The organism is Photorhabdus akhurstii (genome assembly GCF_018448925.1).
Classification (GTDB): Bacteria; Pseudomonadota; Gammaproteobacteria; order Enterobacterales; family Enterobacteriaceae; genus Photorhabdus; species Photorhabdus akhurstii.
This window is the reverse complement of the sequence record NZ_RCWE01000004.1, coordinates 162,238-181,442: the sequence shown is the minus strand read 5'-3', so window position 1 is coordinate 181,442 and position 19,205 is coordinate 162,238. Positions and strand designations below refer to the sequence as shown.

Here is a 19,205-nt window from a genome sequence, read left to right as displayed (position 1 = left end):
GGATTAAAATCAAAACTAACTTTTACGTTACAACTGCTAAACCAACATCATAATGAGTATTTCACTACAAAAACGACAATTACCTTATCAACCAGACGCTGCCATCAACTATTTCGCGCCGATGTCAAACCAACCTTGGGCAATGCTGCTCCATTCTGGTTCTGCCAACCACCCCCATAACCGGTTTGATATTATGGTTGCAGAACCACGGATAACTCTGCTCAGTCATAATAAATCGACTGAAATAAACGAAGATGGTGATATCTATATTACTGAGGAAGATCCCTTTCACCTGCTAAAAAAACAACTAAAGAAATTAAATATTACAGCAAAACTTGATGCTGATTTGCCATTTCAGGGTGGCGCACTCGGTTTATGGGGATATGACCTAGGGCGTTATATTGAAGAATTACCGTCACAAGCCAAAAATGAGCTGTCATTTCCAGATATGGCAATAGGTATTTATGACTGGGCACTGATTGTTGATCATCATAAAAAAGAGGTGATTTTATTCAGTTACAGTAATGTTGACACGCGTCTGAACTGGCTTACATCTCGCCAAGTTTCACCAAAAGCAGCTTTTACGTTGACCAGTGAATGGCAGTCAAATATGAGCGCTAAACAATATAATGAGAAGATTAACTGCATTCATCACTATCTGTTAAATGGCGATTGTTATCAAGTTAATCTGGCACAACGATTTTGCGCCGATTACCAAGGAGATGAATGGCAAGCATTCATAAAACTTAATGAGAGCAACCGCGCACCTTTTTCAGCCTTTATTCGTTTACCGGAAAACAGCGTTATCAGTGTCTCTCCCGAACGTTTTTTACTCTTGGAAAATAAACAAATTCAAACTCGCCCGATCAAGGGAACATTACCGCGCTTAGGTGATGCAGAAAAGGATGCTTTACAAGCTGAAAAACTAGCAGCGTCGAAAAAAGACCAAGCTGAAAATTTGATGATCGTCGATTTATTACGGAATGATATTGGCCGGGTAGCTACACCGGGGTCAGTTAAAGTTCCTGAATTATTTGTGGTTGAACAATTCCCTGCCGTTCATCATCTGGTTAGCACAATCACCGCAACACTGCCAAATGCACAACATGCAACGGATCTATTACGTGCCTGTTTTCCCGGAGGTTCTATTACCGGAGCGCCCAAAATCAGAGCGATGGAGATAATAGAAGAACTTGAACCTCATCGCCGACATGGTTATTGTGGTTCAATTGGCTATATTAGTTTCTGTGGCACAATGGATAGCAATATCACCATTCGTACCCTCTTAACTGAGAAAGAAAAAATATATTGTTGGGCTGGCGGCGGGATCGTTGCCGACAGCATTGCTGAAAAAGAGTATCAGGAAACATTTGATAAGTTGAATTGTATTTTGCCACAACTAGGGAAAATAAAAGTCATATGATATCGCTGTCTGATTTCGTTAACAGATTTCAGTTACAACTTCCACCACCACCTAAACGGCTTTTAGATAACAACCGCCATGCCGCGGTGTTATTACCCATCATCTGCAAACCGAAACCAACATTATTATTGACCCGACGCTCCGCCACTTTACGGTCACATGCCGGTCAAGTCGCCTTCCCAGGGGGAGCTGTTGATCCTAAAGATAAATCAATAATCGCGACAGCACTACGGGAAGCGGAAGAAGAAGTTAACATACCTCGTCAAAAAGTTCAGGTTCTGGGACAACTCGCTCCTTTAAATAGCATCAGTGGTTACCTGGTGACCCCTATTGTCGGGTTATTGCCCCCCGGATTACCCCTCCACAGCAACCCGGCAGAAGTTGCCAAAATATTCGAAGTCCCTCTATCAGAAGCGCTTTCACTTTCGAGTTACCATTATCTTGATATTAACCGTCGCGGTCAGCAGAATCGTATCTATTTTTACTGGTACCAGGGACACCTCATCTGGGGACTGACAGCAACGATAATTCATCAATTAGCTCAACAAGTTCAGGTTTGATTTAAATCATTTAAGGATAACTAATTTGTATTTTTTTCGCCCATCTTTATCACTGTTGCTATCATAATTCAAAAAAAACTGTAAACTCCCTTATCAACACTACTAAATCACAGTAAAGTAGCGTACCCCAATATATATAACTATATCTCTATCTTTTTTAAGGAGTCTGGCGTGATTAGCGTTTTCGACATGTTTAAGGTCGGTATTGGCCCATCTAGCTCTCATACGGTTGGCCCGATGAAAGCCGGCAAACAGTTTGTCGACGATCTGGTAAACCAGGGATTAATGCCTTCTATCACGCGTGTAGCCGTCGATGTTTACGGCTCACTCTCATTAACCGGCAAGGGTCACCATACGGATATCGCCATTATCATGGGTCTGGCAGGGAATTTACCCGCCACCGTTGATATTGATTCGATCCCCGGTTTTATTCGTGATGTAGAGCAAACACAGCGCATTAAGTTAGCCAACGGTTTACATGAAGTCGATTTCCCACGTGATAGCGGCATGGTTTTCCGTAGTGATAACTTGTCATTACATGAAAACGGCATGCAAATTCACGCATTCGCGGGGGACAAAAAAGTTTATAGCAAAACCTACTACTCAATTGGTGGTGGTTTTATTGTTGATGAAGAACACTTTGGTAAACCTTCTCAGGATACCAAACCCGTTTCATATCCATTCAATTCAGCAAAAGAATTACTGATGAATTGTAATAAAACCGGGTTATCTATTTCCGGTTTAATGATGAAAAATGAGCTGGACCTCCACAGCAAAGAAGAAATTAATGCCTATTTTGCCGATGTCTGGGATACCATGCAGGCTTGTATTGAACGTGGTTTGAATACAGAAGGGGTTTTACCTGGCCCACTGCGTGTACCACGCCGGGCAGCGGCACTACATCGCATGCTGACTTCATCAAACAATCTGTCCAATGATCCAATGAATGTTGTGGATTTGGTGAATATGTTCGCCCTGGCAGTCAATGAAGAAAATGCTGCGGGTGGGCGTGTTGTTACCGCTCCAACCAATGGCGCTTGTGGCATTGTTCCTGCCGTACTCGCTTATTACAACCACTGCATTGAACCTGTAACGCCAGAACTCTATATCCGCTATTTCCTCGCTTCCGGCGCTATTGGCATTCTCTATAAAATGAATGCATCAATATCTGGAGCTGAAGTGGGTTGCCAAGGGGAAGTAGGTGTTGCCTGTTCGATGGCGGCAGCCGGCCTTGCTGAGCTGCTTGGCGGCAGCGCTGAACAGGTCTGTGTTGCGGCTGAAATCGGTATGGAACATAACCTCGGCCTTACCTGTGACCCGGTGGCAGGCCAGGTACAAGTACCTTGTATCGAACGAAATGCCATTGCTTCAGTAAAAGCAATCAATGCTGCACGCATGGCTTTGCGCCGTACCAGTGAACCTCGTGTTTCTCTCGATAAAGTTATTGAAACCATGTACGAAACAGGTAAAGACATGAACGCTAAATATCGTGAAACATCCCGCGGTGGTTTGGCAATTAAAGTTCAGTGTGATTAATCAAATAAATAACCTGTTTTTTAATCAATAAATGCTTCTGTAATGAAAATATCCCTACCTTATGGTAGGGATATTTTTTAGCCAAAAATCAAAATGATCATCTTTTGATCTAAAAAGATGAATATATTTTCTATTTTAAATTAATAAGATGTTACCAGAAACAGAATAAACATCTAACAATAAACAAATTATAGATAATTATAAATTAATTTTACAATTTTCAGCTTATTAAATTGTTTTATGGTTAACATTTTTATCTATTTCATTTTTTCTGACTGACAGCAATTTTCCTCTGGTATTTCTAATGTTAATCTAACAGCCGATTTTTTCAGTCAATAAGAGATAAAGTCTAAATCAAGTCAAATATTTAGGTATCATATTGATAAAAGGTCATTATTCATACAAATAAGATTTTTATTGGAGGAATGATTCATCAAAATTATTGCAGTAACTTTGTAATAATCCTGCGTTGATACCCAATGGATTTCAAGATGGATCGCGACGGCAAGGGAACGAATCCCCGGGAGCATAGATATAGATAACTATGTGACCGAGGTGAGTGAATGCAGCCAACAAAGAGGCAACTTGAAAGATAACGGGTATATATTGTTAACAGAGGGGAAAACAAGTGAGTATAGCCATTATGATTGGCACGCACGGGGCTGCGGCTGAGCAACTGCTTCGTACCGCAGAGATGTTAATTGGAGAGCAAGAAAATGTTTCCTACATTGACTTCGTTCCTGGTGAAAATGCCGATACTTTATTTGAAAAATACAACAGTAAACTCGAAACGCTTAATACAGAGCAAGGTGTACTGTTTCTTGTCGATACATGGGGAGGAAGTCCATTCAATGCGGCTAGCCGTATCGCCGTAGATAAAGAGAATTATGAGATCATCACTGGTGTTAACGTTCCAATGCTGGTTGAAACCTTTATGTGTCGAGATGATGACCCATCTCTGACAGAGCTGGTTTCTGTTGCTCTGGAAACAGGGAAAGAAGGCATCCGGGCCCTGAAAACAGAAGAACCTCAAAAAACTGAGCCAGCCAAGCCTGTAGCATCCGTTGCGGCGCCTTCATTTGCACCATCAACTGGTGGTCATATGAAAATCGCACTGGCCCGAATTGATGACCGCCTCATTCATGGTCAGGTCGCTACTCGTTGGACAAAAGAAACCAATGTCAAACGGATCATTGTCGTCAGCGATGAAGTTGCTGCCGATACTGTCCGTACCACCTTACTAAAACAAGTTGCTCCGCCGGGGCTCAGTGCTCACGTTGTTGATGTTGCAAAATGTGTTCGCGTTTATAACAACCCGAAATATGCCAATGAACGTGTCATGTTGCTGTTTACAAACCCAACAGATGTTTTGCGTTTAGTCGAGGATGGTGTCGATATCACATCTGTCAACATCGGAGGAATGGCTTTCCGTCAAGGGAAAACACAAGTTAACAACGCAATATCCGTTGATGAAACCGATATTGAAGCCTTCAAAAAACTAGATGAACGAGGTATTGAGCTTGAAGCCCGTAAGGTTGCCAGTGACAGCCGTCTACAAATGATGGATCTACTCCAGAAGGTTAAAAACGAAAACCAGATCAGAGCAATTTAACTATTACTCAATGACAAAAATTTCTCAATGATAAAAATTTCTCACCAAATTTAATTTGGTTACAGGAGACAAACAATGGAAATTACCGTTGTTCAAATTACATTGATATTCATCGTAGCTTGTATAGTCGGAATGGATTCCATTCTTGATGAATTTCAATTCCACCGCCCACTCGTGGCCTGCACCTTAATCGGGATCATTCTTGGTGATATGACAACCGGTATCATTATCGGTGGTACGCTAGAGATGATCGCCCTTGGCTGGATGAATATCGGTGCTGCAATTGCCCCGGATGCGGCCTTAGCATCAATCATCTCAACGATTCTGGTCATCGCCGGTGGTCGTGATATCGGTGAAGGTATCGCCTTGGCCATTCCACTAGCCGCGGCAGGACAAGTTCTGACTATCATTGTACGTACCATCACAGTCGCCTTCCAGCATGCGGCTGACAACGCGGCAGAACGTGGCAGCCTGCGTGCGATTAGCTTTATCCATCTATCCGCATTACTGCTCCAGGCTATGCGTATCGCCATCCCTGCCCTGATCGTTGCACTATCGGTTGGCACCAACGAAGTCCAGCAGTTACTTGCCTCTATTCCAAAAGTGGTAACAGATGGCTTGAACATCGCAGGAGGGATGATCGTCGTTGTGGGTTATGCAATGGTTATCAACATGATGCGCGCCGGCTACCTAATGCCTTTCTTCTACCTCGGCTTCGTCACAGCGGCATTCACTGAATTTAACCTGGTTGCATTAGGCATTATTGGTATTGTTATGGCCGTGCTGTACATTCAGCTAAGCCCTAAATATAACAAATCTCAGGTAGTTGCCGCCCCCGGACACACCAATAACGATCTTGATAACGAATTAGATTAAAAGGATGAGCAACATGTTAGATACAACAAAAACGGCTGCTCAGACAGCAGACCAGAAAAAACTGACGCCCAGTGATATCCGCGGTGTATTTCTCCGTTCTAATGCGTTTCAAGGTTCATGGAACTTTGAACGTATGCAGGCCCTAGGCTTCTGCTTCTCTATGGTGCCAGCTCTTCGTCGTTTGTATCCAGAAAATACCGATGAACGTAAACAGGCGCTCAAACGCCACCTTGAATTCTTTAACACTCACCCCTACGTCGTTGCGCCTGTACTGGGTGTCACTATGGCAATGGAAGAACAGCGTGCTAACGGTGCAACCATTGATGATGGTGCAATCAACGGTATCAAAGTTGGTCTGATGGGACCATTGGCCGGTGTTGGCGACCCTATTTTCTGGGGAACAGCCCGCCCAGTATTTGCTGCTTTGGGTGCTGGCCTCGCAATGAGCGGTAGCTGGCTTGGGCCTGTCTTGTTCTTCTTCTTATTCAACCTTGTACGCCTGTTGGTTCTCTATTCTGGTATCTCTTATGGTTATAAGAAAGGGATCAATATCGTTCAGGATATGGGTGGTGGCTTCCTGCAAAAAATGACGGAAGGAGCGTCAATCCTTGGCCTATTTGTCATGGGGGCATTAGTCAATAAATGGACGAAAGTCAATATCCCGTTGGTTGTATCAGAAATTCCTAACCAACAGACGGGTGAAACGACAATAACCACAGTTCAGAATATCCTCGATCAGTTGATGCCGGGCCTGGTACCCCTTTTACTGACATTTGCCTGTATGTGGTTATTACGGCATAAAGTCAATGCCCTGTGGATCATTATTGGCTTCTTTATTCTGGGGATTATTGGCGCCAGATTTGGTTTCCTTGGTCTCTAGTACAATATCATTCGGGGAGGAACTCCTCCCCATCTTTTCTTTTTTATAACAATATAGGGATAAGGAATGAGCCTTAATGATATAGTATTAGCTGGCTTAATCGTACTAATGCTAGCTTTTGCTGTTTATGATGAATTCGTGGTTAACTTACTGAAAGGGAAAACTTACTTACAAATAAAGCTAAAAAGAAAACACAAAATTGATGCACTCATCTTTATTATCCTTATACTTATTGTTGTTTATAACAATATTACCGCCTATGGTAGCCGTTTAACCACATATTTATTACTGTTTACTATCCTGGTGACTATTTATATTGCCTATATACGTTCGCCTAAATTATTGTTTAAGAATAACGGTTTCTTCTATGCAAACACCTTTATTTCCTATAACCGGATAAAAACCATGAATTTATCTGAAGATGGCATCCTGGTTATTGGTTTAGAAAACAAGAAATTATATATATCAGTAAACCAACTTGATGATTTAGAAAGAATTTATAAATTCCTTATCGATAACAGATAGATAAGAAACAATAATGAATTAGCAAATAAGTAATAAATAGTCAGCTATACGCTGGCTTTTATTTTTCCCATAAAATAGATAATGATAATTATTATCAATATCATTGATTAACCCTAAAAATAATATTATTTTCCCTTTTTGAATTATTGTGCTATCTTTTAAATTGTCATGGGGAGTAGCCTGTTTCAGAGAAACGATTTAGTTAATTTCTCTGAAAAGCCCGTATCAACACGCTCGTTACAAAATAAACGTGGTGCGGGTAGCCTTATTGCTATCTTAACAGGCATTATTGTTGCTCAAAATAGCAAATGAAATAGTCTAATGAGATAGCTATTAATTCGGTTGGCAAGACCATTGCATATAGCACCATCATTGGTTGGGGGTGGGTTATATGTATATGGAAACACCCAACCGAGGCTATATTAATGAATATGTACGCAACCCTCATCCTAGCTTTAGCACTTTCAATGGATGCCTTTGCTGCTTCAATTTGTAAAGGGGCCGCACTACATAGACCGCATTTTCGTGAAGCAATCCGTACAGGTTTAATATTTGGTTTGGCAGAAGCCTGTACCCCATTGATTGGCTGGTCTCTAGGGCTTTATGCCAGCCAATATATTATGGAGTGGGATCACTGGGTTGCTTTCACTCTGTTATTCATTCTGGGTTGTAGAATGATTACAGAGAGTTTCAAAGCAAAGCAGGAAAAAAAGTGTGAATCACCCTGCCGCCATAATTCAATTGTGTTGATAACAACAGCCATTGCCACCAGTCTGGATGCAATGGCAATTGGTATTGGGCTAGCGTTCCTTGAAGTCAATATCGTGCATACTGCGATGGCTATCGGAATGATGACAATGATTATGGCAACATTGGGCATGTTAATTGGCCGTTATATTGGCCCACGGTTAGGCAAACGTGCTGAACTTATTGGTGGGCTAATTCTGATTGCAATTGGCTTCAATATCTTGTTTGAACATCTCGAATTATTTATGTACGCCAAATAGCGCTACCAGCCCAAAATATTTATGCCCGTAAGTCCATAGGGTATATCTGTTAAACGCTATATTTTGGGCTGAAATCTTGATCAATTAAGGCGTTGATAGACCCGCAGTATAAAATCAGTTTCACATTCAAACAACGGTCTATCTGCCAATCCTTTTTTCACATCCTCTGTTGCTCGCCAGGCAAATGGTGTCATCTGTAATAAATGATACGCTTGTACGCCATCTAATTTCATTGGATAAGATAACGATTCATCGGTTATCAATTCAAATCCTTCCAACGGTTCTGCCTTCAATGGATGAAGATGAATATTTTGATAAATCAACTCCTTGAGCTGATAAAGATGGCGAGGACCTGGGGTGACTGTCAAAACAATTCCCTGTGGCTTAACCACCCTTGCCAGTTCTTCCGCTTTGCAAGGCGCGTAAATCCTTAATACCCCGGCAAGCGATTTATCGGCAAATGGCAAACGATGGCTCGACGCAACACAAAAGCTAACAGCCGGATAACGCTTAGCTCCATAACGAACTGCGATCTTAGCAACATCTAACCCATAGATTTTAAAATTACGTCTCTTGCTTAATTGCGCTTCAACCGCAGCGGTGTAATAACCTTCACCGCATCCTATATCCAACAAACTCTCTACATTTTCTGGCAGATACTTCTCCAGTAATTCCGAAACCCGTTGTTGTAATGGTTGATAATGCCCTGAATCTAAAAACGCTCTTCTTGATTGCATCATCTCCGGACTATCCCCCGGTTCCTTGGATTTTTTATGTTGAACGGGCATCAAATTAACATACCCTTCTTTAGCACAATCAAACTGATGATTATTCTCACAGCGCCATTGCTGTCGAGCGAGCAATAAAGATTGATGACATAAAGGACATTGATAAGACATAAGATTCCAAAAATATAAGCAAAAACCAGCCGGCACTATAGCATATTCTGATACTTTTCGTCGTAAATCATACTAATTAATAATTCTATATAAACGACTAATCATTATCTTGAATGAAATTATATTCCATTATTTTCAGTCCTTTTTTTGAAACGGCTCGCAATATTTCTATGGCATAAATCTATTTATCAGGTATGATTCTTCAATCAAAACTTAAGAAAACATCATTGCTAATAAATTATTTAACTAATAGAAACAACTAATAATGCGGATAATATAATAAATATTTTCATACAATATTTTAATAAATTAAGATCAATTTCACCGAAATTCAATATTATGCCCAATACAAACTATTTGGATTTTATCCCACAGAAAAGTGACGTTGATACTTTAGCGGATGATCTGGATAAAGTCCGTGCGGACTTTGCCGCTGTACTAAAGCAATTCAATGATGAAATTATATTATCTACAGGGAAAGAGACGATATATGAGAAAAATAGTCACCGAAAAACACCCTAAAATAGCTAAGCAATCTAATCAAGGTGATATCAATCTATTATATTATCAATTGCTTGATTCAGAGATAAATAACGTTTCATAATTCTGCTACACATGACCTTCTTCAACCCATTGTTATACATAGAATTATGGGTAATATATGATGTAGCGCTATTTTGGAATCTTATTTATTAACGCTTTATGAACAATATCAGAAACACAAACATGGGGTGGAAAAAAGTTGCCTTATTCCAAGGTAAATGATAAAAAAGTATAATGAAATTATTTGCAATATAAGGAGAAAAAATTGCGGTTTATTCAAGATGGGCCACTTATTCCTGATGAATTATTACTTGCCCGTGATCAAGGGCACGTGGTTTTCTTTTGTGGCGCAGGGGTATCTCTTGCTAAAGCTAAACTTCCTAGTTTTTTTCAATTGGCACAGAAAGTTATTGATTTACTCGGAACGACTAATGATAGCCAAGCACGTCAACTTTATGATTTTCTGAATAAAGGGTTAAAAGATAAGGAAGGAAATGAAGTTGAATTACCTTCTTATGCATCAACTCTTATTTCAACAGATCGGATATTCAGCTTATTAGAACAAGAGTTCGAAACGAATTTAATTGAAAAAACTGTAGCTCAAGTGCTGAAACCATCGGACACAGTTGACACATCTGCACATAAATTATTGTTAGACCTTGCCACTACACCCGAAGGTCGAGTGCAATTAATTACAACTAACTTTGATCGCTTATTCAATGAGTGTTCCTTGACAGAGATTCCGTGTTTTCTACCTCCAAATTTACCGGCTTTATCCAAAAATGAATTAATTGATGGACTGGTATATCTTCATGGAAGATCTAACTCCGATTACATTGGTGCAGAAGGCAATGGTTTTGTTTTATCAGGTTCAGAGTTTGGAAGAGCCTATCTTTCTGATGGTTGGGCCACGAACTTTATTCGAGAAATTTTTTCTAAATATACAGTTGTATTTATTGGCTATTCTGCAAATGATCCCCCAATGCAATATTTGCTCGAAGGACTTAATAAAAACCTGATAAAAGCAAAAAATGTATATGCATTTCAATCTGGAACCATAGAAGAAGCAAGAAAACTATGGGAACATAAGGGTGTTCAAGCGATTGCTTATAGTCCTGAAGATAAACATACCGCTCTTTGGAAGACATTAGATGCTTGGGCGAAAAGAGCGCAGAACGTAGAGCAATGGTATAGCGAAACTATAGAGATGGCTCGACGTGGCCCAACCAATCTCTTACCCCACGAACGTGGACAAATTGCTCATATTGTGTCTACTTCAAAAGGTATGGAGAAGTTTGCACTTGTCGATAATCCACCTTCTGCAGAATGGTTATGTGTTTTTGATTCTCGTATACGACTTGCTACACACTCTAGCCGCTGGCCTTTGAGATGTAACACTTCCCCTGAACCTTTCACTTTATACGGTTTAGACTTTGATAAAACACCTGATATTTATCAAAATAATAATGAAGTTATAGATAGAGAAATAGCTAAAAAAGCATGGGATGCGTTTCAACCACATCATGATGATATTAAAGAGTTAAGCAAGAAACATTTTGCTTCATTCAGAACAACATCTGAATATGGAAACTCAAAGTTATCTAGTAGACAATGGTTTCTTGGTGTCTGGCTTGCAAAAGTAGCTCATCGACCAGCAGCCATATGGTGGGCAACGAAACAAAATTATCTTGAACCAACTATCCAACATTATATTTTACAGAAACTCAAAGAGAATAAAGTAGATAGTGAAATTAGCAAAATCTGGCAATACCTAATTGAGTCTTGGCAATATGAATATAAAGATGAAGATTTTGATCGCCACTGGTATAGTCTATCACACGAAATTAAAACATACGGTTGGAATGAAGTGACGTTCCGTCAATATGTAAAACTGATGCGCCCATATTTAGCTGTATCTAGCAAAATAAATAGCCTTCTTCCTCCAATTAATACGATAACTGAGCTTCGTGAATTTCTGGAATTAGATGTACGGTATATAGAGAAACACCATTTTGACGCAATTAATATCCCAAACTCTTTACTAATTAAAGTGATTCCAGAACTGAGGAAAAATATTGAATACGCTTGTTCGTTAGAATCAGAGAAAAGGATACCTCACTCAGTGCATTTGTTATCACCAATTAGAGAGGATAGCAGTATAGAACTAGGTCTAAGTATAAGAGATGTCGGGCTGGCAGGATACGTATTGCGATACGTACATTTGTATGAAAGGTTAATTCAACTAGACCTGTATGAAGCAAGAAACGAATTCTTGAGTTGGCCCAGAAATAACCCCATATTTTCACAACTTCGTATATGGATTGCATGTAAGCCTGAAATCGTCCCCTCTTCCGATTTTTACCCACTTATCAATGCATTAAGCGATGATGAATTTTGGAACGAACATAATCAAAGAGACCTGATGCTGACACTTGCAGATAGATGGGATGAATTAAGAGAGAATGAATGCATTGAAATTATTGAGCGTTTATTAAAAGGTAGGCTCATTCCTGCATGGATAGATAGTAATCTAGGAGATAAATGGCAAGCTAATAGTATCCTAAATAGAATATTCTGGCTTAAGAGTAAAGGCTGTAATCTTTATATTGATATAAAAGAGCGTGTTAGAAAACTTCAAAATATATATCCTGAATGGGAAATTGGGCTAGCAGACAATGCCATTACTTCTATGGAACCGAAAGGTGGGTATATAAGTATTGAATCTAACTGTAATGAATTATTGGATATTCCTATAAGGGATATTATTCCTAAAGTCTTAGAATTTAATTCTGTTGAACGGATCTTTTTAGATAGGAACGACCCTTTTAAAGGATTATCAAAGCAATATCCATTAAGGGCTTTTTCCGTACTAAGATATTGGGCTAAAGAGAAAAAGGAGTATCCCAAAGAAATATGGAGAAAATTCCTGTCGTCTGAATCGCGAAAAGATGATAAAAGAAAGTTCATTTGTTTTATTGCAAGACACATGATGTCCTCTTCTAACGAAGATTTAGTTTCAATTATTGATCCTGTTTTATCTTGGGTTTCGTCTATAAATGAAAAGTTAGCTTCTATAGATATTGATATCTATGATGCATTATTAAAGCATCTTATTGATATTATAGGGATAATGCCAATTCCTATTACTACCATCGAAATTAAAAGAGAACGGCGCGATTGGACTCCAGAAGCTGAAAACTCTCCCATATCATCAATCGCACATATATTGTTTAAAGACTCTCGTCTAAAAAACTTCCATTTAGAAGATAAATTATCTCAACAATGGCTTTCTCATATTGAACATTTGAATATTTTATCAGGTGATTCTAGGAAATATGCCTTAGTCTATTTAGCTAAACAACTAATTTGGTTACATCACCATATTCCAGTGTGGACTAATAATAATTTGTTACATGTTATTGAAAATGGTGAGCCAGACGAGAAGGAAGCATTCTGGAATGGCTATTTCTGGGGAGAAACCTACCCCAGAAGCTCTCAGTTGTATGATACTTTGAAACCATTTTTACTAGGCTTTTTACGTAATAGCGTGTCATTTCACTCTGAGCATCAAACAAATTCAATAGCAAATTTTTTATTATTCGGTTGGGCTAGTGAATTGTATGAGAAATCAAAGCAATTTATTTCCGATTCTGAATTTAGAGATGCACTTGTTTATGGTGATGAGAAATTACGCCATAAAATCCTATTGTTGCTATGGTGGCTTTCTTCAAAAGATGAACCTGATAATAAAAATTTTTTACAATGGCGAGTTTTAATAATTCAATTTTTTACCCATGTTTGGCCTCATCAAAAAGCAATAAAATCACCAAAAACAACAGAAAATATTGCCCGTCTTTTATTTTCTCAAGAAACTATGTTTCCAGAGTTAATAGATATTGTTCTGCCTTTCTTAACATGCACGAACAATGGTGAATCCTTAATGTATCATATTAAAAATGAAGCAATAGTTAAAAAATTCCCAAAAGAAACAATAGCGGTCTTATCCAAAATTTTACCTGAGGATGTAAAAAAATGGCCTTATGATTTTGAGAAATGGCTTGAAAAAATGGAAAAAGCTGATGCCAGCTTAGGTTCTGACAGCAAATTCATTGAGCTTAAATATAAGTGGGAGTATCGCTAGACTAATACAAATAACAGTCTCTACGAATCTGTAGCTTTGCATATGGCGTTAACTGCAACATCCCTAAAGGAGTGAGTGAACCTGCTCTGTAACCAGTATAGTTCACTCCTTTCAATTTTCCCTTTCTCCACAGCAAGCTGGCAAATAGCAGGTCATTCATTACTTAACCCGAATTCTGCTTAAGCCGTCATTGAAAAATCTTCTTCTGAGTAGAAAACTTTCAGTGATGGCTTCTTCAATTTAAGGCAGTAAGCAATCAATCCACCTAAAACGCACAACAGAAAGCCTTTTATACTTCGGTGGCGGGAATGCTCTATTTGAGAAATAGTTTTTAATTGCCCATTAATCGTTTCAATGATAAAACGCTTTGATAACATTATCTTATCCCACTCAGCTTGCAGGTGAGCTTTCATATTTCGGCGCTTTTGGGTGATGAAAGTGAGTCCCGCTTTAGCTAAGTCGTCAGCCAATTCCTGACTGAGATAACCTTTATCGCCGTACAGAGAACCCGTTAATTCTGCTGTTAACTCGCGAACAGGTTCCCGATCATCGACATTACCGGCAGTGACTTTAAGCGCCAAAATTTCCCCCTGATGATTGACAACCAGGTATAATTTGAAACCGTAAAACCATCCCATTGAATTTTTTCCGCGCCTGGCTATCCCCGCAAAGACCTTATGTCGAGGAATGCGAATGTTATGGCAGACACTCAAACAGGTGGAATCAATAAAAGCAATGCCTGTGGGTTTTCCTTTTAATTGCGTCAGATAGCTGCATAGTGGTACCAAAACGGAAGGGGCCACACTGACAAAACGGGGATAGCTGAGTAAGGTGGGAAAATAGTTGTGGTGATATTTCCAAATATGTTCTAAATAAAAATGTTTAAAATCCCGGTAATGCGACCGATGAAAAAGGATCAAAATGGTCATGATTTCACTGGGAGACATGTGACCTTGTCGGCGGCGTAAAAGATGCCCGCTATCGAGACAAAATTGTTCCCATTGAGGGATGAAAAAACGGCAAAAATCATCGACATCACAGAAAATTTCAACTAAGTTGTCCATAGCCTGTTCCACCTCGGAGCTGTTTTTGGGTCTGCACCAAAACTTTGCTCCTGGAACAGGCTTCTCGTCAATTTCTTATCCAGAATTCGGGTTACTTACCTATGATCAATATTATTCCTCTGTCACATGGAGTTTTAGACCTAATGCTTTAACGACTTTCAGAATAGTGCCAAACTCAGGGTTTCCGTCACCAGATAACGCTCGATATAAACTCTCACGAGACAGACCGGCATCTTTTGCCACCTGAGTCATACCACGCGCACGCGCAATCGTACCTAATGCACGCACAATAAAGGCAGGATCATCACCCGCTTCTTCAATACAGGCATTCAAATACATAGCCATGTCAACTTTAGTTTTTAGGTATTCTGTTGAATCCCAACGAGTAAACTGTTCATTCACCATGTTTTTCCTTCCAACTGTGAGCTAATTATAAAACCAGTTTAATGTCTTTATCTTATATGCTTTTATTATCGCCCTAAAGACTTCAAACCTGAGTTTCTTGATATTTAGCCGGTGAAGTTTTTTTCTTATTTTGGATATTTTTGCAAATAAGAGATATCCTATCTTAGTATTTTTTATTAAGACAAAACAAATGAGCTCGATTTACTCAGAAGAATATCAGCATGTTATCCGATTATTACGCGAAACACGCTTGGAAAAAAGCATTACACAGGAAAAACTGGCCCAAGCATTTGGCCGCCCTCAATCATTTATAGCCAAAGTTGAAAATGGTGAAAGGAGACTGGATGTCGTGGAATTTGTGCATATAGCCCATTTGTTGTCACTAAACCCAATCCAGATTCTAGACAAAATAAAGCTGAAAAAACCAAGTCTTAACAATAACCTAAAGTGAATATCCACAGTGCATATCATAGATAAAAACACCAAAAAACGCTTTAGTTTTATTGGTGCTTTTAATTTAGGCTTCAACCGATGTCTATAGACTCTGAGGACTTATTCCCACTCAATAGTCGCAGGTGGTTTACCGCTGACATCATAGACAACTCTTGATATTCCATTGACTTCATTGATGATCCGGTTAGAAACCCGGCCTAGGAAATCGTATGGTAAATGCGCCCAATGTGCGGTCATAAAATCAATCGTTTCTACTGCCCGTAACGAAACAACCCAGTCATATTTACGACCATCCCCCATTACGCCCACGGAGCGAACCGGCAAGAATACGGTAAACGCCTGACTGACTTTGTTGTACAAATCAGCTTTGTGCAGCTCTTCGATGAAAATAGCATCAGCCAGACGTAGCAGATCGCAGTACTCTTTCTTCACTTCACCCAATACACGAACACCCAAACCTGGGCCAGGGAATGGATGACGGTTCAACATGTCATAAGGCAATCCCAATTCCAAACCAATCTTGCGTACTTCATCTTTAAACAGCTCTTTCAGCGGTTCCACCAGACCCAATTTCATCTCTTCCGGCAAACCACCTACGTTATGATGAGATTTGATAACGTGTGCTTTGCCTGTCGCAGATGCCGCTGATTCGATGACGTCTGGATAAATAGTACCTTGCGCCAGCCATTTGACCTGAGTCTGTTTACTTGCCTCTTCATCAAAGACTTCAATAAATACACGACCAATCGTTTTACGTTTCTCTTCCGGATCATGGATACCGGCCAGTGCAGCAAGGAAGCGATCTTCTGCTGGGACATGAACAATATTCAGCCCAAATTTGCCGGCAAACATTTCCATCACCTGATCAGCTTCATTCAGACGCAGTAAGCCGTTATCAACAAATACACAGGTCAGGCGATCACCAATTGCACGATGCAGTAACAATGCAGTGACAGATGAATCAACACCACCGGACAGCCCCAGAATAACGTGATCTTCACCAACCTGTTCACGCAGGCGTACAACGGTATCTTCGATAATAGAAGCAGGTGTCCACAACGCTTCACATTGGCATATATCCAGTACAAAACGCTCCAATATACGCTGCCCCTGATGGGTATGGGTGACTTCCGGGTGGAATTGTACGCCATAAAAACGTTTTTCTTCATTCGCTATGATGGCAAATGGACAGGTATCAGTGCTGGCGATGATGATAAAGTCTTTAGGAATTGCAGTAACTTTATCTCCGTGACTCATCCATACATCCAATAATGGTTTACCTTGCTCATTTGATGAATCTTGAATTCCACGGAATAATGCGCTTTCCGCTTTAATCTCAACTTGAGCATAACCAAATTCACGTTCAGTAGAATCCTCTACCTTACCACCGAATTGTACTGACATCGTTTGCATGCCATAGCAAACGCCCAGAACCGGAACGCCCGCGTTAAAAATATATTCAGGAGCCCGGGGACTTCCTTGTGCTGTAGTACTTTCCGGACCACCGGAAAGAATAATACCGCTTGGGTTGAATTCGCGGATTTGCTCTTCAGTGACATCCCATGCCCAAAGTTCACAATAAACCCCGATTTCACGGATACGGCGAGCAATCAATTGAGTGTATTGCGAACCAAAATCAAGGATAAGAATGCGGTGCTGATGGATATTAGTTGTCATGTGCGGTGAATTCCAAAAAAACAAGTAACAAATAAAGATAAGCGGCCCTTATACGGGCCACAATAAATATGGATTACAAACCTAACCGGTAGTTTGGAGACTCTTTGATAATGGTGACATCGTGAACGTGGCTTTCCTGAATGCCAGCACCACTAATGCGAACAAATTCTGCTTTGGTTCTCAATTCATCAATAGTTGCACAGCCAGTCAGACCCATGCAGGAGCGCAAGCCTCCCATTTGCTGATGGACAATGTTTTTCAGCAAGCCTTTGTAGGCAACACGACCTTCAATACCTTCCGGTACCAGCTTGTCTGCGGCATTATCAGTTTGGAAATATCGATCAGAAGAGCCTTTGGACATCGCCCCTAATGATCCCATGCCACGGTAAGATTTAAATGAACGTCCTTGGTACAGCTCAATTTCTCCTGGTGATTCTTCTGTCCCTGCCAACATAGAACCCACCATAACGCACGACGCTCCCGCAGCGATAGCTTTGGCAATATCGCCAGAGAAACGAATGCCGCCATCAGCAATAACTGGAATACCAGTGCCTTCCAACGCTTCAACGGCATCAGAGATAGCCGTAATTTGCGGCACTCCTACACCGGTAACAATACGGGTAGTACAGATAGAACCGGGACCAATACCGACTTTAACCGCATTGACGCCTGCCGCTACCAGCGCTTTTGCACCTTCCCCAGTCGCCACGTTACCACCAATAATTTGTAGATTTGGGTACTTAGCACGAGTTTCACGGATACGTTGCAGTACCCCTTCTGAATGACCATGCGAGGAATCAATAAGCAGAACATCAACACCAGCGGCAACCAATGCATCAATACGCGCTTCATTGCCAGCGCCGGCGCCAACCGCGGCACCAACACGTAAACGACCACGTTCATCCTTACAGGCGTTAGGCTTACGTTCTGCTTTCTGAAAATCTTTAACTGTGATCATGCCGAGTAGATGAAAATCCTCATCAACTACCAACGCTTTCTCAACACGTTTTTCATGCATTTTCTGCAACACAACTTCACGGGCTTCAGCTTCTTTTACTGTCACCAGACGCTCTTTAGGCGTCATTACCGCAGTAACAGGCTGATCCAAATCGGTAACGAAACGGACATCACGGCCAGTAATAATACCAACCAACTCATTTCCTCCAGTGACAACCGGATAACCCGCAAAACCATTACGTTCTGTCAATTCTTTAACTTCACGCAGCGTTGTTTCAGGTGCCACAGTGACTGGATCTGTCACAACACCACTCTCATGTTTTTTGACTCGGCTAACTTCTTCTGCCTGACGCTCAATAGACATATTTTTATGGATGAAACCCATGCCACCTTCTTGAGCCAATGCGATAGCCAAACCGGATTCAGTGACAGTATCCATAGCGGCAGACAACATTGGAACTTTTAGACAAATGGTGGAGGTCAGTTGAGTAGACAGGTCAGCAGTGTTAGGTAGAACAGTAGAGTGAGCAGGAACTAACAGAACATCATCAAAGGTTAAAGCTTCTTTTTTAATTCGTAACATAAGCAATATCTCACCAAGCTGCTGAAAATTTAAGGGATAAAATATTGCCGCGGCATTATACAGA

General features: G+C 40.4%; 16 protein-coding genes. 11 read left to right on the top strand and 5 right to left on the bottom strand.

What is annotated here, in order from left to right; all coding sequences use genetic code 11:
• Window positions 1-52: 52 nt before the first annotated feature.
• From pabB to mntP, 8 genes are all read left to right on the top strand, one after another.
• Window positions 53-1,423, top strand: a complete 1,371-nt coding sequence (gene pabB / locus EAE93_RS07470; protein WP_214039420.1) for an aminodeoxychorismate synthase component 1 — start codon at window positions 53-55, stop codon at window positions 1,421-1,423.
• Window positions 1,420-1,983, top strand: a complete 564-nt coding sequence (locus EAE93_RS07465) for a CoA pyrophosphatase (RefSeq protein WP_105397138.1) — start codon at window positions 1,420-1,422, stop codon at window positions 1,981-1,983. The genes pabB and EAE93_RS07465 overlap by 4 nt, the downstream gene beginning before the upstream one ends.
• 171 nt (window positions 1,984-2,154) lie before the next feature.
• Window positions 2,155-3,519, top strand: coding sequence for an L-serine ammonia-lyase (locus tag EAE93_RS07460; protein ID WP_112893997.1), 1,365 nt, complete (start codon window positions 2,155-2,157; stop codon window positions 3,517-3,519).
• Window positions 3,520-4,147: 628 nt separating this feature from the next.
• Window positions 4,148-5,131: a PTS mannose transporter subunit IIAB gene (gene manX, locus EAE93_RS07455; protein WP_110086447.1), complete on the top strand. Its 984-nt coding sequence runs from the start codon at window positions 4,148-4,150 to the stop codon at window positions 5,129-5,131.
• A 75-nt stretch (window positions 5,132-5,206) separates the two neighbouring features.
• Window positions 5,207-6,007, top strand: coding sequence for a PTS mannose/fructose/sorbose transporter subunit IIC (locus EAE93_RS07450; RefSeq protein WP_036781969.1), 801 nt, complete (start codon window positions 5,207-5,209; stop codon window positions 6,005-6,007).
• A gap of 13 nt (window positions 6,008-6,020) precedes the next feature.
• Window positions 6,021-6,887 carry a PTS mannose transporter subunit IID gene (locus EAE93_RS07445; RefSeq protein ID WP_214039419.1) on the top strand — a complete coding sequence of 289 codons (867 nt, stop codon included), beginning with the start codon at window positions 6,021-6,023 and terminating at the stop codon, window positions 6,885-6,887.
• Window positions 6,888-6,953: 66 nt separating this feature from the next.
• The gene (locus tag EAE93_RS07440) at window positions 6,954-7,412 is read left to right on the top strand and encodes a DUF986 family protein (RefSeq protein ID WP_214039418.1); all 459 of its coding nucleotides are present in this window, start codon (window positions 6,954-6,956) and stop codon (window positions 7,410-7,412) included.
• A 425-nt stretch (window positions 7,413-7,837) separates the two neighbouring features.
• On the top strand, window positions 7,838-8,419 hold the full coding sequence (gene mntP / locus EAE93_RS07435; RefSeq protein ID WP_044467173.1) for a manganese efflux pump MntP: 582 nt from the start codon (window positions 7,838-7,840) through the stop codon (window positions 8,417-8,419).
• An 80-nt stretch (window positions 8,420-8,499) separates the two neighbouring features.
• Here mntP and rlmA read toward each other — a convergent pair whose 3' ends face one another.
• Window positions 8,500-9,318, bottom strand: coding sequence for a 23S rRNA (guanine(745)-N(1))-methyltransferase (gene rlmA, locus EAE93_RS07430; protein WP_214039417.1), 819 nt, complete (start codon window positions 9,316-9,318; stop codon window positions 8,500-8,502).
• 339 nt (window positions 9,319-9,657) lie between these two features.
• Here rlmA and EAE93_RS07425 point away from each other — a divergent pair, with 339 nt between their 5' ends.
• Both EAE93_RS07425 and EAE93_RS07420 read left to right on the top strand, forming a co-directional pair.
• Window positions 9,658-9,840: a hypothetical protein gene (locus tag EAE93_RS07425; protein ID WP_040153353.1), complete on the top strand. Its 183-nt coding sequence runs from the start codon at window positions 9,658-9,660 to the stop codon at window positions 9,838-9,840.
• Between the two features lie 286 nt (window positions 9,841-10,126).
• Window positions 10,127-14,002, top strand: a complete 3,876-nt coding sequence (locus EAE93_RS07420; RefSeq protein WP_214039416.1) for an SIR2 family NAD-dependent protein deacylase — start codon at window positions 10,127-10,129, stop codon at window positions 14,000-14,002.
• A gap of 179 nt (window positions 14,003-14,181) precedes the next feature.
• Here EAE93_RS07420 and EAE93_RS07415 read toward each other — a convergent pair whose 3' ends face one another.
• Window positions 14,182-15,066, bottom strand: coding sequence for an IS982 family transposase (locus EAE93_RS07415; protein WP_214039415.1), 885 nt, complete (start codon window positions 15,064-15,066; stop codon window positions 14,182-14,184).
• Between the two features lie 111 nt (window positions 15,067-15,177).
• Entirely contained in the window at window positions 15,178-15,471 is a 294-nt protein-coding gene (locus tag EAE93_RS07410) for an addiction module antidote protein (protein WP_040153348.1), read from the bottom strand.
• A gap of 190 nt (window positions 15,472-15,661) precedes the next feature.
• On the opposite strand from EAE93_RS07410, the gene EAE93_RS07405 reads away from it, so the two are divergent.
• Complete coding sequence (locus EAE93_RS07405; RefSeq protein ID WP_214039414.1) at window positions 15,662-15,922, top strand: helix-turn-helix domain-containing protein; 261 nt, start codon at window positions 15,662-15,664, stop codon at window positions 15,920-15,922.
• A gap of 101 nt (window positions 15,923-16,023) precedes the next feature.
• Here the strand turns inward: EAE93_RS07405 and guaA are convergent, their stop codons facing one another.
• Together guaA and guaB are read right to left on the bottom strand one after the other, a co-directional pair.
• The gene (guaA, locus tag EAE93_RS07400) at window positions 16,024-17,601 is read right to left on the bottom strand and encodes a glutamine-hydrolyzing GMP synthase (protein WP_214039413.1); all 1,578 of its coding nucleotides are present in this window, start codon (window positions 17,599-17,601) and stop codon (window positions 16,024-16,026) included.
• Window positions 17,602-17,674: 73 nt separating this feature from the next.
• A complete protein-coding gene (gene guaB, locus EAE93_RS07395; protein ID WP_214039412.1) occupies window positions 17,675-19,141 on the bottom strand; it encodes an IMP dehydrogenase in 1,467 nt (488 codons plus the stop codon).
• Window positions 19,142-19,205: the final 64 nt, after the last annotated feature.

What these genes read in the sequence shown, in the direction of transcription:
- pabB (WP_214039420.1), top strand. Translation starts at nt 53, where the DNA reads ATGAGTATTTCACTACAAAAACGACAATTACCTTATCAACCAGACGCT.
- EAE93_RS07415 (WP_214039415.1), bottom strand. Translation starts at nt 15,066, where the DNA reads ATGGACAACTTAGTTGAAATTTTCTGTGATGTCGATGATTTTTGCCGT.
- mntP (WP_044467173.1), top strand. Translation starts at nt 7,838, where the DNA reads ATGAATATGTACGCAACCCTCATCCTAGCTTTAGCACTTTCAATGGAT.
- guaB (WP_214039412.1), bottom strand. Translation starts at nt 19,141, where the DNA reads ATGTTACGAATTAAAAAAGAAGCTTTAACCTTTGATGATGTTCTGTTA.
- EAE93_RS07450 (WP_036781969.1), top strand. Translation starts at nt 5,207, where the DNA reads ATGGAAATTACCGTTGTTCAAATTACATTGATATTCATCGTAGCTTGT.
- EAE93_RS07445 (WP_214039419.1), top strand. Translation starts at nt 6,021, where the DNA reads ATGTTAGATACAACAAAAACGGCTGCTCAGACAGCAGACCAGAAAAAA.
- rlmA (WP_214039417.1), bottom strand. Translation starts at nt 9,318, where the DNA reads ATGTCTTATCAATGTCCTTTATGTCATCAATCTTTATTGCTCGCTCGA.
- EAE93_RS07410 (WP_040153348.1), bottom strand. Translation starts at nt 15,471, where the DNA reads ATGGTGAATGAACAGTTTACTCGTTGGGATTCAACAGAATACCTAAAA.
- guaA (WP_214039413.1), bottom strand. Translation starts at nt 17,601, where the DNA reads ATGACAACTAATATCCATCAGCACCGCATTCTTATCCTTGATTTTGGT.
- EAE93_RS07425 (WP_040153353.1), top strand. Translation starts at nt 9,658, where the DNA reads ATGCCCAATACAAACTATTTGGATTTTATCCCACAGAAAAGTGACGTT.
- EAE93_RS07440 (WP_214039418.1), top strand. Translation starts at nt 6,954, where the DNA reads ATGAGCCTTAATGATATAGTATTAGCTGGCTTAATCGTACTAATGCTA.
- EAE93_RS07465 (WP_105397138.1), top strand. Translation starts at nt 1,420, where the DNA reads ATGATATCGCTGTCTGATTTCGTTAACAGATTTCAGTTACAACTTCCA.
- EAE93_RS07405 (WP_214039414.1), top strand. Translation starts at nt 15,662, where the DNA reads ATGAGCTCGATTTACTCAGAAGAATATCAGCATGTTATCCGATTATTA.